This is a genomic window from Bradyrhizobium sp. i1.15.2 (genome assembly GCF_040548425.1).
Lineage (GTDB): Bacteria > Pseudomonadota > Alphaproteobacteria > Rhizobiales > Xanthobacteraceae > Bradyrhizobium > Bradyrhizobium canariense.
In genome coordinates this window covers 68,421-82,505 of record NZ_JBEPRQ010000005.1, presented here as the reverse complement: position 1 = coordinate 82,505, position 14,085 = coordinate 68,421, and the positions used below count along the sequence as shown (strand labels likewise).

At 65.7% G+C, this 14,085-nt stretch carries 10 protein-coding genes; 5 read left to right on the top strand and 5 right to left on the bottom strand.

Annotation, left to right across the window (positions count from 1 at the left end):
• Positions 1-894, bottom strand: coding sequence for a LysR family transcriptional regulator (locus ABIB80_RS12060; protein ID WP_007593359.1), 894 nt, complete (start codon positions 892-894; stop codon positions 1-3).
• A gap of 222 nt (positions 895-1,116) precedes the next feature.
• Here ABIB80_RS12060 and ABIB80_RS12055 point away from each other — a divergent pair, with 222 nt between their 5' ends.
• Genes ABIB80_RS12055 through ABIB80_RS12035 form a run of 5 tightly spaced genes read left to right on the top strand, consistent with a single transcriptional unit; the run spans position 1,117 to position 7,097 of the window.
• A complete protein-coding gene (locus ABIB80_RS12055) occupies positions 1,117-1,593 on the top strand; it encodes a formate dehydrogenase subunit gamma (protein ID WP_219680869.1) in 477 nt (158 codons plus the stop codon).
• Complete coding sequence (locus ABIB80_RS12050) at positions 1,590-3,146, top strand: formate dehydrogenase beta subunit (protein WP_354127479.1); 1,557 nt, start codon at positions 1,590-1,592, stop codon at positions 3,144-3,146. Before ABIB80_RS12055 ends, ABIB80_RS12050 begins: the two co-directional genes overlap by 4 nt.
• A gap of 10 nt (positions 3,147-3,156) precedes the next feature.
• Positions 3,157-6,042 (top strand): formate dehydrogenase subunit alpha, encoded by a 2,886-nt coding sequence (gene fdhF, locus ABIB80_RS12045; protein WP_354127478.1) that lies wholly within the window; start codon positions 3,157-3,159, stop codon positions 6,040-6,042.
• 4 nt (positions 6,043-6,046) lie between these two features.
• Positions 6,047-6,874, top strand: coding sequence for a formate dehydrogenase accessory sulfurtransferase FdhD (gene fdhD, locus ABIB80_RS12040; RefSeq protein ID WP_354127477.1), 828 nt, complete (start codon positions 6,047-6,049; stop codon positions 6,872-6,874).
• Complete coding sequence (locus ABIB80_RS12035; protein WP_007593368.1) at positions 6,864-7,097, top strand: formate dehydrogenase subunit delta; 234 nt, start codon at positions 6,864-6,866, stop codon at positions 7,095-7,097. Before fdhD ends, ABIB80_RS12035 begins: the two co-directional genes overlap by 11 nt.
• On the opposite strand, the gene ABIB80_RS12030 is transcribed toward ABIB80_RS12035, so the two are convergent.
• The 4 genes from ABIB80_RS12030 to ABIB80_RS12015 all read right to left on the bottom strand — a co-directional run bounded on the left by ABIB80_RS12030 (position 7,054) and on the right by ABIB80_RS12015 (position 14,022).
• Positions 7,054-10,041 carry a bifunctional [glutamine synthetase] adenylyltransferase/[glutamine synthetase]-adenylyl-L-tyrosine phosphorylase gene (locus ABIB80_RS12030; RefSeq protein WP_354127476.1) on the bottom strand — a complete coding sequence of 996 codons (2,988 nt, stop codon included), beginning with the start codon at positions 10,039-10,041 and terminating at the stop codon, positions 7,054-7,056. The two genes, ABIB80_RS12035 and ABIB80_RS12030, sit on opposite strands and share 44 nt — an antisense overlap.
• Positions 10,038-11,492 (bottom strand): sensor histidine kinase, encoded by a 1,455-nt coding sequence (locus tag ABIB80_RS12025; RefSeq protein ID WP_219680851.1) that lies wholly within the window; start codon positions 11,490-11,492, stop codon positions 10,038-10,040. The genes ABIB80_RS12030 and ABIB80_RS12025 overlap by 4 nt, the downstream gene beginning before the upstream one ends.
• Positions 11,476-12,156: a response regulator transcription factor gene (locus ABIB80_RS12020; protein WP_035969420.1), complete on the bottom strand. Its 681-nt coding sequence runs from the start codon at positions 12,154-12,156 to the stop codon at positions 11,476-11,478. Before ABIB80_RS12020 ends, ABIB80_RS12025 begins: the two co-directional genes overlap by 17 nt.
• Before the next feature lie 282 nt (positions 12,157-12,438).
• The gene (locus ABIB80_RS12015) at positions 12,439-14,022 is read right to left on the bottom strand and encodes a Do family serine endopeptidase (protein ID WP_354127475.1); all 1,584 of its coding nucleotides are present in this window, start codon (positions 14,020-14,022) and stop codon (positions 12,439-12,441) included.
• Positions 14,023-14,085 lie beyond the last annotated feature (63 nt).

Here is a 14,085-nt window from a genome sequence, read left to right as displayed (position 1 = left end):
CTACGATTGCAGCGACGGCGCGACTTCCCGCGCGACATTGACCAGCGCAGCGATCAGCGGCGTCATCGGATCACGCTGCGGGATCACCATGCCGATGCTGTAATTGACATCGGGATCGGTGATCGGGATCGAGCGCACGGTGTCGGACAGGCCGAGCGTCTCGGCCAGCTTGGCCGGCATCACACTGGCCCAGCGCCCCGTCTTCACATGGGTAAACAGCACGAGCAGCGAATTCGAGGTCAAGGTCGGCGTCGCCTCCGCGCCGACGGAGCGCAACGCGCGGTCGATGATGCGGCGGTTCTGCATGTCGGGTGTCAGCAGGCACAGCGGCACCTGCCCGACCTCCTTCCACGTCACTGTCTCGCGATCGCCGAACATTCCATCCGGCGCGGTGAGCAGGCGATAGCTCTCGTTATAGAGCGGAATGGTGCGCACCTTGCCGATCGGCTCGTTCTCGATATAGGTCAGCCCCGCATCCACCTCGAGATTCTCGAGCAACCCCAGCACCTCGGACGAGGTCGTGGAGCGGATACTGAAGCGCACCTCGGGATGCCTGGCGCGGAACGGCGTCGTCAGCGCAGCGACCATACCGAGCACGGTCGGGATTGCGGCAATACGGATCTCGCCCGAGAGCTGATGCTTCAGCCCGTTGATCTCGTCACGCATCGCGCGGGCATCGCCGACGATGCGCCGCGCCCAATCCAGCGCCCGCTCGCCTTCCGGCGTAAAACCCTGGAAGCGGGAGCCGCGCTGGACCAGCATCACGCCGAGGATCTCCTCGAGCTGCTTCAGCCCGGTCGACATCGTCGGTTGCGTCACGCCGCACATTTCGGCGGCCCGGCCGAAATGCCGTTCCTTCGCCAGCGCCAGCAGCAGTTCAAGCTTGTCGAGCAACCGTCATCCCCTCCGATCGTGTGGCGGCATGCAAGCTAGCATGCCCTCCCCCTTCCAACACGCAAAAACCGCCCGGTGGACGGCTCCAATCGCAATTTCAAATCGAGTGATTGCCATCGCAAATCGATCGGAATCCGCAATCGCAGCATGAGACAGCTTTATTGATCTTCGAACGATTCCAAATAGTTTGCGATCAGCAGACGCTCCGGTCGAGAACGAAGAATGACAGCGGTTTACGAGCCTTGGGACGAAACGCGCGGCGCCGAGATCATCGCCGAACACAGCAAGCAGGAAGGCGCGACGCTCGTGATGCTGCACGCGCTCCAGGATGCGTTCGGCTACGTGCCGGCGGCAGCCATTCCTATGGTGGCGCACGCGCTCAATCTGTCGCGCGCCGAAGTGCATGGCGTGTTCACGTTCTACCATGATTTTCGCCACAAGCCGGCCGGCCGCCATGTGCTGAAACTCTGCCGCGCGGAGGCCTGTCAGGCGGCGGGCGGCGACGCGCTGGCTGCGCGTGCGGAGGCAAAGCTCGGCGTGTCGCTCGGCCACACCACGGCCGATGATCGCGTCACGCTGGAGCCGATCTACTGCCTCGGACTGTGTGCAACCGCGCCGTCCGCGATGCTTGACGGTCGGCTGATTGGCCGGCTCGACGAGAAGCGTATCGATGCTCTCGTTGCAGAGGCGCAGCGATGAGCATCCGTCTATATGTCTCTCGCGATGCCGGTGCGCTTGCGGTCGGCGCCGACGAGGTCGCGCTGGCGCTGGAGCAGGCTGCAGCCAAGCGTGGCATTGCCGTCGAGATCGTCAGGACCGGCTCGCGCGGCCTGTACTGGCTCGAGCCACTGGTCGAGGTCGCGACGCCGCAGGGCCGGATCGCGTTCGGCCCCGTGACCGAGACCGATGTGCCCTCCCTGCTCGACGCGCTCGCGAGCAACACGCCGCATCTGCTGCGGCTCGGGGCCACCGACCAGATCCCCTGGCTCAAGCGCCAGAGCCGCCTGACATTCGCGCGCTGCGGCGTGATCGACCCGCGCTCGCTCGACGACTACCGTGCCCATGGCGGCTACAAGGGCCTGGAGCGCGCGCTCTCGCTCGGCTCGGATGCGATCCTCACCGAGGTCACTGCATCGGGCCTGCGCGGCCGTGGCGGCGCAGGCTTCCCGACCGGCATCAAATGGAAGACGGTCGCGCAGGCGAAAGCGGATCGCAAATTCATCGTCTGCAACGCCGACGAAGGCGACAGCGGCACCTTCGCCGACCGCATGATCATGGAAGGCGATCCCTTCCTCGTCATCGAGGGCATGACGATCGCCGGCATCACCGTCGGCGCGACCAAGGGATACATCTACATCCGCAGCGAATATCCGCACGCCGTCGAGGCGATGAATGCGGCCATCCAGGCTGCCAAGCGCAGCGGCTATCTCGGCGCGAACATCGGTGGTTCCACGCACAGCTTCGATCTCGAGGTCCGCGTCGGCGCCGGCGCTTACGTTTGCGGTGAAGAGACCTCGCTGCTGGAAAGCCTAGAAGGCCGTCGTGGCCTCGTCCGCGCAAAGCCGCCACTGCCCGCCCATCACGGCTTGTTCGGCAAGCCGACCGTCATCAACAACGTGCTGTCGTTCGCCGCCATTCCCTTCATCCTGGCCGAAGGCGCCAAGGCCTATGCCGATTTCGGCATGGGTCGCTCGCGCGGTACGATGCCGATCCAGCTCGCCGGCAACATCCGCCACGGCGGGCTGTTCGAGACGGCGTTCGGCGTCACTCTCGGCGAGCTCGTCGACGACATCGGCGGCGGCACGTTCACGGGCCGCCCAATCCGCGCGGTGCAGGTCGGCGGTCCCTTGGGCGCCTACTTCCCGCGCGCGCTGTTCGACACCCCGTTCGACTACGAGGCCTTCGCCGCGCGCGATGGCCTGATCGGCCATGGCGGAATCGTCGTGTTCGACGATAGCGTCGACATGCGCAAGCAGGCGCGTTTCGCCATGGAATTCTGCGCCATCGAATCCTGCGGCAAGTGCACGCCGTGCCGGATCGGCTCGACCCGCGGCGTCGAGACGATCGAGAAGATCATCAACGGCGAGCGCGTGAGCGAAAACCTCGCACTCGTCGAAGACCTCTGCAACACCATGAAATTCGGCTCACTCTGCGCCCTCGGCGGCTTCACGCCCTATCCCGTGCTCAGCGCTTTGAAGCACTTCCGGGAGGATTTCATCCCGACCCCGACTACTCTTCAGGCCGCGGAATAGGAGAACGACAATGTCTCTGATCGAAGAAATCGACTTCGGTACGCCGCGCGCCAAATCGGAAACGATGGTGACACTGACCATCGACGGCAACCAGGTTACGGTGCCCGAGGGCACCTCGATCATGCGAGCGGCGATGGACGCCGGCCATCAGATCCCGAAACTCTGCGCGACCGACATGGTCGATGCGTTCGGCTCGTGTCGCCTTTGCGTCGTCGAAATCGAGGGCCGCACCGGAACGCCGGCCTCGTGCACCACGCCAGTGATGCCCGGCCTCGTCGTGCATACCCAGAGCGAACGGCTGAAGAAGCTGCGCAAAGGCGTGATGGAGCTCTACATCTCTGACCATCCGCTCGACTGCCTCACTTGCGGCGCCAACGGCGATTGCGAGTTGCAGGACATGGCCGGTGCGGTCGGGCTGCGTGACGTGCGCTACGGCTACGAGGGCGAGAACCACGTCTTCGCCAAGACGCCTGGCAAGTCCAGTGGCGAGATCAACGCCGCCTGGATGCCGAAGGACGAGTCCAACCCGTACTTCACCTACGATCCCTCCAAGTGCATCGTCTGCTCGCGCTGCGTCCGCGCCTGCGAGGAGGTGCAAGGCACCTTCGCGCTGACGATCTCCGGCCGCGGCTTCGACAGCCGCGTCTCGCCGGGCATGAGCGAGAGCTTCCTCGGCTCCGAATGCGTCTCCTGCGGTGCCTGCGTGCAGGCCTGCCCGACCGCGACGCTGACCGAGAAATCCGTGATCGAGATCGGCCAGCCCGAACACTCGGTCGTCACCACCTGCGCCTATTGCGGCGTCGGCTGCGCCTTCAAGGCCGAGATGCGCGGCGAGGAAGTCGTCCGCATGGTGCCGTACAAGGACGGCAAGGCCAATCGCGGTCATTCCTGCGTCAAGGGCCGCTTCGCCTGGGGTTACACCAACCACCGGGAACGCATCCTCAACCCGATGATCCGCGAGCGGATCGAGGATCCCTGGCGCGAAGTGTCGTGGGACGAGGCATTCTCGTTTGCAGCCGACAGGATGCGCGGCATCCAGAAGAAATACGGCCGCGACGCTATCGGCGGCATCACGTCGTCCCGCTGCACCAATGAAGAAACCTATCTGGTGCAGAAGCTGATCCGCGCCGGCTTCGGCAACAACAATGTCGACACCTGCGCCCGGGTCTGCCACTCCCCGACCGGCTATGGCCTCTCGACCACGTTCGGTACCTCCGCCGGCACGCAGGATTTCGATTCGGTCGAGGACACCGACGTCGTCGTCGTCATCGGTGCCAATCCCGCTTCGGCCCACCCGGTGTTCGCCTCCCGCCTGAAGAAGCGGCTGCGCCAGGGCGCCAAGCTGATCGTGATCGATCCGCGCCGCACCGAGATGGTGGAATCGCCGCATGTGAAGGCGCTGCACCTGCCGCTGATGCCCGGCACCAATGTCGCGGTGATGACGGCACTGGCGCATGTGATCGTCACCGAAGGCCTCGCCAACGAAGCCTTCGTGCGCGAGCGCTGCGACTGGAACGAGTTCGAGGAATGGGCGGCGTTCGTCGCCCAGGCGAACAACAGCCCGGAAGCCACCGCCATCCTCACCGGCGTCGATCCGAAGGATCTGCGCGAAGCAGCGCGCCTCTACGCCACCGGCGGCAACGGCGCGATCTACTATGGTCTCGGCGTCACCGAGCACAGCCAGGGCTCGACCACCGTGATCGCGATCGCCAACCTCGCGATGGCCACGGGCAATATCGGTCGTCCCGGTGTCGGCGTGAACCCGCTGCGCGGCCAGAACAACGTGCAGGGCTCCTGTGACATGGGCTCGTTCCCGCACGAGCTTCCCGGCTACCGCCACATCTCGGGCGACGCCGTGCGGGACCAGTTCGAGGCGCTGTGGAACGTCAAGCTCAACCCCGAGCCGGGCCTGCGCATTCCCAACATGTTCGACGCCGCGGTCGAAGGCACGTTCATGGGGATCTACGTGCAGGGCGAAGACATCCTGCAATCCGATCCCAACACCAAGCATGTGGTGGCGGCACTATCGGCGATGGAATGCGTCATCGTCCACGACCTCTTCCTGAACGAGACCGCGAACTACGCCCATGTGTTCCTGCCTGGCTCCAGCTTCCTCGAGAAGGACGGCACTTTCACTAACGCCGAGCGCCGCATCCAGCGCGTGCGCAAGGTGATGACGCCGAAGAACGGCCTCGCCGACTGGGAGGTCACCATCCGCCTCGCCAAGGCCATGGGCTTCGAGATGAGCTACAGCCATCCTTCCGAGATCATGGACGAGATCGCGGCGCTCACCCCGACCTTCGCCGGCGTCTCCTATGCCAAGCTCGACGAGCTCGGCTCAGTGCAATGGCCCTGCAACGACAAGGCGCCCGAGGGCACGCCGGTGATGCATATCGACGGCTTCGTCCGCGGCAAGGGCAAGTTCGTCGTCACCGAATATGTCGCGACCGACGAACGCACCGGGCCGCGCTATCCGCTGCTGCTCACCACGGGCCGCATCCTCAGCCAGTACAATGTCGGCGCGCAGACCCGGCGCACCGAGAACGTGGTCTGGCATGCCGAGGATCGGCTGGAGATCCATCCGCACGATGCCGAACAGCGCGGCGTGCGCGACGGGGACTGGGTGCGGCTGAAGAGCCGCGCCGGCGAGACTACGCTGCGTGCGGAGATCACCGATCGCGTCGCGCCGGGCGTCGTCTACACCACGTTCCACCATCCGGACACGCAGGCCAACGTCATCACGACCGACTATTCGGACTGGGCGACCAACTGCCCCGAATACAAGGTCACGGCGGTGCAGATTTCGCCCTCGAACGGCCCGTCCGACTGGCAGAAGGCCTACGACGCGCAGGCGCGGCATTCCCGCCGCATCGCGCCGGCCGAGGCTGCGGAGTAGCGGCATGCACGTGCCGGTCCAGGCCATCGACCGCGAGATCTGGCGCGACGGTGTCGCGACCGAAGGAGCGCGGCTGATCCCGGAGGAGACGCCGCTGGCGCTGACTTACAATGGCGGCACCTACGCCGTCATGATGGGAACGCCGCAGAACCTCGAAGATTTTGCTGTCGGGTTCAGCCTGGATGAAGGCATCATCAAATCCTTTGATGACATCAAGTCGCTCGAAATCGTCCGCCTCGACGACGGCATCGAGCTCCGCATGTGGCTGGCGTCTGAAGACGTCGCGCGTATCAGCGAGCGCCGCCGCCACATCGCCGGCCCGACCGGCTGCGGCATCTGCGGCATCGACTCGATTGCCGAAGCTGTGCGGCCTGCGGCCGTCGTGTCGCAGGGACAGACGTTTGCGCCCGAACAGGTGATGGCGGCGATGCAGACCATCGCACCGCTGCAATCGATCAATCTGCAAACCCGCGCCGTTCACGCCGCCGCGTTCTGGTCGCCTGCCGGTGGTATCGTCGCGCTGCGCGAGGATGTCGGCCGCCACAACGCGCTCGACAAGCTCGCCGGTTCGCTGGCGCGCAGCCGCACGCCTGCAAGCGGCGGCATCGTGCTGCTGACGAGCCGCGTCTCGGTCGAGATGGTGCAGAAGACCGCCGCCATCGGCGCGCCGGTGATGGTCGCCGTCTCTGCGCCGACTGCCCTTGCGGTGCGCACCGCGGAGGCCGCCGGCATCACGCTGATTGCCATTGCCCGCCAGGACGGGTTCGAAGTGTTTTCGCATGGCGGCCGGGTTGTCGCCCGTCATGCCACGGAGGTTGCCGATGTCGCCTGACCGCCTGATCTACATGGCCAACCAGATCGGCACGTTCTTCCGAAGCCAGGGCCACGACAAGGCCGTGCCGGGGATCGCCGACCACATCAAGAAGTTCTGGGACCCGCGGATGAAGCGCGCGATCTTCGCCCATCTCGATGCCGGCGGCGTGGGCCTGGAGCCGAACGTGCGGGAGGCGCTCACCTCGCTGCAGCAGGCGACGTCCCTTCCAGCAGCGCCCTGAACACACGGCGCACCTCGCTCTGCGTTTCCTTCACGCGCGCCTCCAGCGAGGAGAAATGCGGCGCATCGCCGGCGCGTGCCATCACGCGCAAGAGGTCGGTGCCGGCAGTCTCCGGCTTGAACCGATCGCTGACGCAGAGCCGCAGGATCTGCGTCAGGTCGTGATAGAGCCGCGCTGCGGCCCGCAATATCTCGGTCTCCGATTGCGACAGCACGCCCAGCCTGCATGCATTTTCCAGCACCTGCGTGGTGCCAACGTCGAGAATCTCCGGCTTCTCGTGCGCATGCACGAGCTGGAGATATTGCGCGATGAAGTCGATGTCGACCATGCCGCCGGCGGCATATTTGAGATCCCAGCAATCAGCCTCGCCCTTCTCCTGGGCGATCGCACGCCGCATGTCGGCAACATCGTTGGCGGTGATTCCGGGATCGCGGCGACGAGTCAGGACAGCGCGGATGACGCGTTCAATCCGTTCCCGGAATTCGGGCGAAGCCGACACGACGCGCGCACGGGTCAGCGCCATGTGCTCCCAGGTCCAGGCCTCGTTGGCCTGGTAGTCCGCGAACGAAACGAGGCTCGAAGCCACGGGGCCGGCGCGCCCCGAGGGGCGCAACCGCATGTCGATCTCGTAAAGCACCCCGTAATTGGTGCGCGTCGTGAACGCGCTGATCAGGCGCTGGGTGAAGCGGGCGAAGTAATGTGCACCTTGCAGTGACTTCGCACCGTCGGAGTCCGGATTGTCGCTGTCGAAATCGTAAAGCAGGATCAGGTCGAGATCGGACGACGCGGTCATCTCGCGACTGCCGAGCCGGCCCATCGCGATGATGGCGGTCTCCTGCCCCTTGATCCGGCCATGCTGGGCGGCGAAACGGTCGGCGACGAGGCCATGCACGGTATGGACGATGCCCTCGGCGACGTCGGCAAAGGCCGTGCTCGCCTGCTGTGCCGAGACCGTGCCTGAGAGAATGCGCGTGCCGATCAGGAACAGGCTCTCCTGCCCGAACAGACGCAGGCGGTCGAGGAACTCTTCGTAAGAGCCCGCATCCTGCACCGTCGTCGCAAGTCGCCCCGACAATTCCTGCCTGTCGGGCATGGCGCCGAAGAAGCGCGGATCAATCAGGCCGTCCATCAGTTGCGGCTGCCGCGCAAGCATCTCGCCGAGCCGAGGCGCCGCGCCCAGCACCAGGGCCACGAGCGCGACGAGATCGCGGTTCTGCCCGAGCAGCGTGATCAGCCGGCCGCCGCGCTGAAGCGCTCCAAGGAAATGGTCGAACGCCACGACGGCCCGATCCGGCTCCTCGGCATGAGCGAGACCGTCGATCAGGGCCGGCACGAATTCGACGAATGCGTTTCGCGTCGCCTCATTGCGGAACACGCGGTAGTCGCCGGTGATCCAGTCGCGCACGGTCTGCGCGACGGCGGCAGGCTTCTTGAAGCCGAGTGTCGCCAGGTACTGAAGCAGCCGCGGATCGTCGGGACCCGCACTGTAGTCGAGCGCCGGCAGCTTGGCCGTGCCGGTCGGATCGTCGCCCTCGAACAGTTTTTCGTAGTGGCCCTGCACGATCTCGAGCTGGCGCAAAAGGTCGCGGGCAAAGGTCTCGCGATCCGGATAGCCGAAGAACCAGGCGAAACGCTCGACCACCTCCTTGTCCTCGGGCAGCGTATGGGTCTGCTCGTCTGCGATCATCTGGAGGCGATGCTCGACCCGACGCAGGAATTGGTACGCCGTGGTCAGCTCGTCGCGCGCCGCAACCGTGATCCAGTTGCTGGAAGCGAGCACGCCGAGCGCGGCGAGCGTCGGCCGTACGCGCAGTTCGGGATGTCGCCCCCCGGCGATCAATTGCTGGGTCTGGGCGAAGAACTCGATCTCGCGGATTCCGCCGCGCCCGACCTTCACGTTATGCCCTTCGACCGCAACCTCGCTCTGGCCGCGATAGGTCTGCATCTGCCGCTTCATGTCGTGAACGTCGGCAAGCGCGGCGAAGTCGAGATGCTTGCGCCAGACGAAGGGCGCGATCTCCGCGAGCAGCGCCTCGCCCGCCCTGGGATCGCCGGCGCAGGCTCGCGCCTTGATCATCGCGGCGCGCTCCCAGGTGCGCCCTTCACGCTCGTAATAGTTCAGCGCGGCGTCGCCCGAAATCGCCACCTGCGTCGAGGATGGATCGGGACGCAGGCGCAGATCGACGCGGAAGACGTAGCCGTCATAGGTGCGCTGCTGGAGAATGCGTGCCATCCCCTGCGTCACCCTCACGAAGAATGGCTGGGGTTCGATATCGGCGGCGAGCGTCGTATTGTCGGGATCGAAAAACACGATGAGATCGATGTCGCTGGAATAGTTCAGCTCGCCAGCACCCATCTTGCCCATCGCGAGCACGATCAGCCCGCAGCCCTCCTCCGGCGCCTCGGGATTGGGCGGCGAGAGCTTGCCGCGTGCGGCTTCCTGCCGCAGCAGGTACTGAAGCGCCGCCCGCACCGAGGACACCGCGACATCGGTGAGCGCTGCGGTCACCCGCATCACCGGCCAGACCCCGCCGATGTCGCACAGTGCGATCAGGAGCGCGGCCTCCGCCTTCATGCGGCGAAGCAGCCGCATCACCTCGGCTTCATCGGATGCCGCGAGCACGGCGCCGTTCGCCTCCGCGATTAGCGTGGCGAGATGCGCATCCGGATCGCATTCCAGCAGCCGGATCAGGCGCTGCGAATCAGCGCGCACCAGTTCGAACAGATAAGGCGAGAATTCCGCGATGCCGGCCAGGGCGTTCCGCGCGAAGGGATGAGTCAGCAGCGCTTCAAGACGGGCGGATTGCGCGGGCTCGAGCTCGGCCAGCCAGCTTTCAAAACGTCCTTGGTCGGTGACGGAAGCGGCAATATGGGGAGCCTCCGCGAAGCGTGCGGCAAGTCTCTCACCATGCTTGTCCGCGTTTCCCGGCGCGGAGTGGTTCATGCCACCTTCTGTGGCACATCCGGTATTGGAGGAGCAACCCTGTCGCCCGCGAGCGCCGGCAGCACCAGCGTGGCGACGAGGCCCGGATGGGCATCGCCCAGCCGCAATTCGCCGCCATGCAGCGTCGCGACCGCGGAGGCGAGACTGAGGCCGAGGCCGGAGCCCGGCAGCGTGCGGCTGGCTTCAAGCCGCACGAATCGCTCGACGGCATGCTTGCGGTCGGCCTCGGGGATACCGGGGCCGCGATCGGTGACGCTGAGCAGCACTTGGTCGCCCTCGCGTTTCGCCTCGATCGCGATCTGCCTTGAATCCAGGCTGACCACGGTTCCACCTGTTGGCGCGACCGGCTTGCCGTATTTGATCGCATTCTCGACCAGATTGGCGAGCGCCTGGCTGATCAGTTCGCGGTTGGCGTGCACCGGCGTCGGATCGGCCTCGACCTTCAGCGTCATGCCGTCGTCTTCAGCCAGCGGCTCGTAGAGCTCGTGGATGCCGTGTGCGACATCGGCAGCGTCGAAATCGTCCATGTTGCCGCGCGCCTGACCGGACTCGGCGCGCGCGATCATCAGCAGCGCGTTGAAGGTACGGATCAGGCCGTCGGATTCCTCGATGGTCCGCTCCAACGCGGCGCGGTAATCGGCCTCGCTGCCTGATTTCGCCAGCGCCTCCTCAGCGCGGTTGCGCAAGCGTGTCAGCGGCGTCTTGAGATCGTGGGCGATGTTGTCGGAGACCTCCTTCAGCCCCGCCATCAGCGCCTCGATGCGCTCCAGCATGGCATTGAGGTTTTCGGCGAGGCGGTCGAGCTCGTCACCGCTGCGTCCCACCGGCAGGCGCTCGCTGAGATCGCCGGTCATGATGCGATGGGCCGTCCCGGACATGGCGTCGATGCGCCTGAGCACCCTGCGCGCGACGAAGATCCCGCCGCCCAGGCCAAGCACCACCACGATCAGCACCGACCATTGCGCGGCCTTGGCGACGATGCCGAACAGGCGCCGCCGCTCGGCGAGGTCGCGGCCGATCAGAAGCCGGAAGCCATTCTCGAGCTCGGTGACGCGCACCAGGGCGCGATGGTCGCGCTCGTCCGCATCCTCAATGCGCCGATATGCCGTCTCCGACCAGCCGCGCGTCGCCATCACGCCGGGCGCCAGCGAGCCGACATTGCCGGCGATCGCCTGCCCGGTCGGCGTGGTCACGAGGTAGAGATTGGCGCCCGGGCGCAGCGCGCGGTACTCAATCGCAAGCACGAGACCGCGCAAGCCGCGCCGGCCGTAGATCTCATTGATCTCCGAGGTCTCGGCATTGACCGTCTGCGTGATTTCCTCGGTGATCAGCCGCCGCGTATTCCAGGCGAAATAGGCGAGCAGCGAGGCCGCGAACATCGCGAACAGCAGCAAATAGACCAGCGTCAGCCGGAATGCCGTGGTGCGGACGAGTTTACCGAATGCCGTCACGGATCATGTATCCCGCGCCGCGGATCGTGTGCAGCAGCGGCCGCTCAAAACCCTTGTCGATCTTGGAACGTAGCCGCGAAATGTGCACGTCGATTACGTTGGTCTGCGGATCGAAATGATAGTCCCAGACGTTCTCCAGTAGCATGGTGCGGGTCACCACCTGGCCCGCATGCTTCATGAGATATTCGAGCAGGCGGAATTCGCGCGGCTGGAGCGTCAGTTCGTCCTTGCCGCGCGCGACGCGATGGGAGAGCCGGTCGAGCTCGAGATCGCCGACGCGGTACAGCGTGTCCTCGGCCGGACCGCCACGGCGGCGCGACAGCACCTCGACCCGGGCCAACAGCTCGGCGAAGGAATAGGGTTTCGGCAGGTAGTCGTCGCCGCCGGCGCGCAAGCCCTTGATGCGGTCGTCGACCTGGCCGAGCGCGGAGAGAATCAGCACCGGCGTCGAATCGTCCTTGTCGCGGAGCGCGCCGATCACCGACAGGCCGTCACGCTTGGGCAGCATGCGGTCGACCACTAGCACGTCGTAATCGCCGTTCTCGGCCATGGCGAGGCCTTCCTCGCCGTCGGCGGCGTGGTCGGCAATGTGCCCGACCTCGCGAAACGCCTTCACGAGGTAGTCGGCGGATTCGCGGTCGTCTTCGATGATGAGGAGGCGCATCGTGCGTTCGGCAACGGTCAAGGGAGTGAACCTTCTCTAAACATGGCGCGAGCGGCAATCGCATGCAAGCCGAGTGAACGACTCTGGCATCGAGAAAAAGGCGGGCGGTGAAGCTGGGGGACTTCACCGCCCTAGGCCTTCCGACGGAGGGGGGCGTATTCCACCGGAAGGTAGACAGGGGAAGCAAACGTTGCGCTGCTCCCCCGAAGGGCGCCGTCGGCGGGGGCGACTGATGCCGGCGACACCCTTCATCTCGGAGGCCTCCTGAGGCCTGGCCCTTGGTTACCCCTTGGCGATGGGCACGGCGACGAAGCGCGACTGGCCGCCGCTCTTCACCCGCATCAGGACGCTGTTCTTGTTGTCGGTCCGCGCCGTGTTGATGGCGTCGCGGACTTCGCCGGCGGTGCTCACGCTCTTGCCGCCGACTTCGAGAATCACGTCGCCTTCCTTGAAGCCGCGTTCAGCAGCCGCGCTCTTCGGATCGACTTCGGTGATCACGACGCCTTCCTTGCCGGCGCCGGCCACGGAATCGGCGGGCGCGACGGTCATCCCGAGCTTGGGCACATCAGTGCCACGGCTCGCGCCCTTGCCGCTGTCCTTGTCGATGTCGGCCTTGGCCTCGATCGTGTTCGGCAGCTGGCCGAGGGTGAGGTTCACGACCTTGTCCTGGCCCTTGTGCAGCACGTTGAGCTTCACGGTCGCGCCGGGCGCCAGGCCGCCAATGGTGCGGGCGAGTTCGCGCGCGTCCTTGACCGATTCGCCGTTGACCGACGTGATCACGTCACCGGACTCGATGCCGGCCTTGGCCGCCGGACCATTCGCCTGCGGCTCGGCAACCAGCGCGCCTTCGGCCTTCTTCATGCCGAGGCTGTCGGCGATGTCGGATGTCACCGGCTGAATCTGCACGCCGATCCAGCCGCGGCTGACCGAGCCCTTGTCCTTGAGCTGCGCCACCACGCTCTTCACGGTGCTCGCGGGAATCGAGAACGCGATGCCGACGCTGCCGCCGGAGGGCGAGTAGATCGCGGTGTTGACGCCCATCACCTCACCGTTGGTGTCGAAAGCCGGACCGCCGGAATTGCCCTTGTTCACGGGCGCGTCGATCTGAATGAAATCGTCGTAGGGGCCGTTGCCGATGTCGCGGCCGCTGGCTGAGACGATGCCCGCAGTCACGGTGCCGCCCAGCCCAAACGGGTTGCCGACCGCGAGCACCCAATCGCCGATCCGCGGCTTGCCGTCGGCAAGCTTCGCGAACGGGAAGTTCGAGCTACCCTCGACCTTGATCAGGGCGAGGTCGGTGCGTTGGTCGGTGCCGATCACCTTGGCGGTGTAGGTCTTGCCGTCGTCGGTGGTGACTTCGACCTTGTCGGCGCCGTCGACCACGTGGTTGTTGGTCACGGCAAAGCCATCAGCCGAGATGAAGAAACCGGAGCCCTGGCCCTGCACGACGCGGCCACGACCGCCACCACCCTTCAGGCCCGGCATGCCGTCCGGACCGCCAAAGCGGCGGAAGAATCGCTCCATCGGCGAGCCCGGCTGGAACGGCGACTGCGCGTCATCGCCGTCATCATTGCTCGCGGTCTTTTCCTTGATGTTGACCTTCACCGAGATCACTGACGGCTTCACGCGCTCGACGATGTCGGCGAAGCCGATCGGACGCTCGACCTTGCGGACCTCGTTGTTGACCTGCGCATGCGCCGGGGTCGAGAACAGATCAGCTGGCGAGGTCGACGGGCCAAAGCCATAGACGGCGGCACCGAGGCCGGCGACGACCGAGGCCATCAGCGCGAACTTGCGGGCCGAGAAAATCGACGGGCGGGGCTGCCGGTAGGACGGAAGGTTCGAGAGGTCGGAACGGTCGGTCATGCAGAGATCTCCAAGGCCTTGAAATCCATTTGGTACCTGACGGCGGCACCTTACGAACCTGAA

Excerpts from the sequence above, each read along its gene's own strand:
- ABIB80_RS12055 (WP_219680869.1), top strand. The coding sequence starts at position 1,117 with ATGACAGCGGTTTACGAGCCTTGGGACGAAACGCGCGGCGCCGAGATC.
- ABIB80_RS12050 (WP_354127479.1), top strand. The coding sequence starts at position 1,590 with ATGAGCATCCGTCTATATGTCTCTCGCGATGCCGGTGCGCTTGCGGTC.
- fdhF (WP_354127478.1), top strand. The coding sequence starts at position 3,157 with ATGTCTCTGATCGAAGAAATCGACTTCGGTACGCCGCGCGCCAAATCG.
- fdhD (WP_354127477.1), top strand. The coding sequence starts at position 6,047 with ATGCACGTGCCGGTCCAGGCCATCGACCGCGAGATCTGGCGCGACGGT.
- ABIB80_RS12035 (WP_007593368.1), top strand. The coding sequence starts at position 6,864 with ATGTCGCCTGACCGCCTGATCTACATGGCCAACCAGATCGGCACGTTC.
- ABIB80_RS12030 (WP_354127476.1), bottom strand. The coding sequence starts at position 10,041 with ATGAACCACTCCGCGCCGGGAAACGCGGACAAGCATGGTGAGAGACTT.
- ABIB80_RS12020 (WP_035969420.1), bottom strand. The coding sequence starts at position 12,156 with ATGCGCCTCCTCATCATCGAAGACGACCGCGAATCCGCCGACTACCTC.
- ABIB80_RS12015 (WP_354127475.1), bottom strand. The coding sequence starts at position 14,022 with ATGACCGACCGTTCCGACCTCTCGAACCTTCCGTCCTACCGGCAGCCC.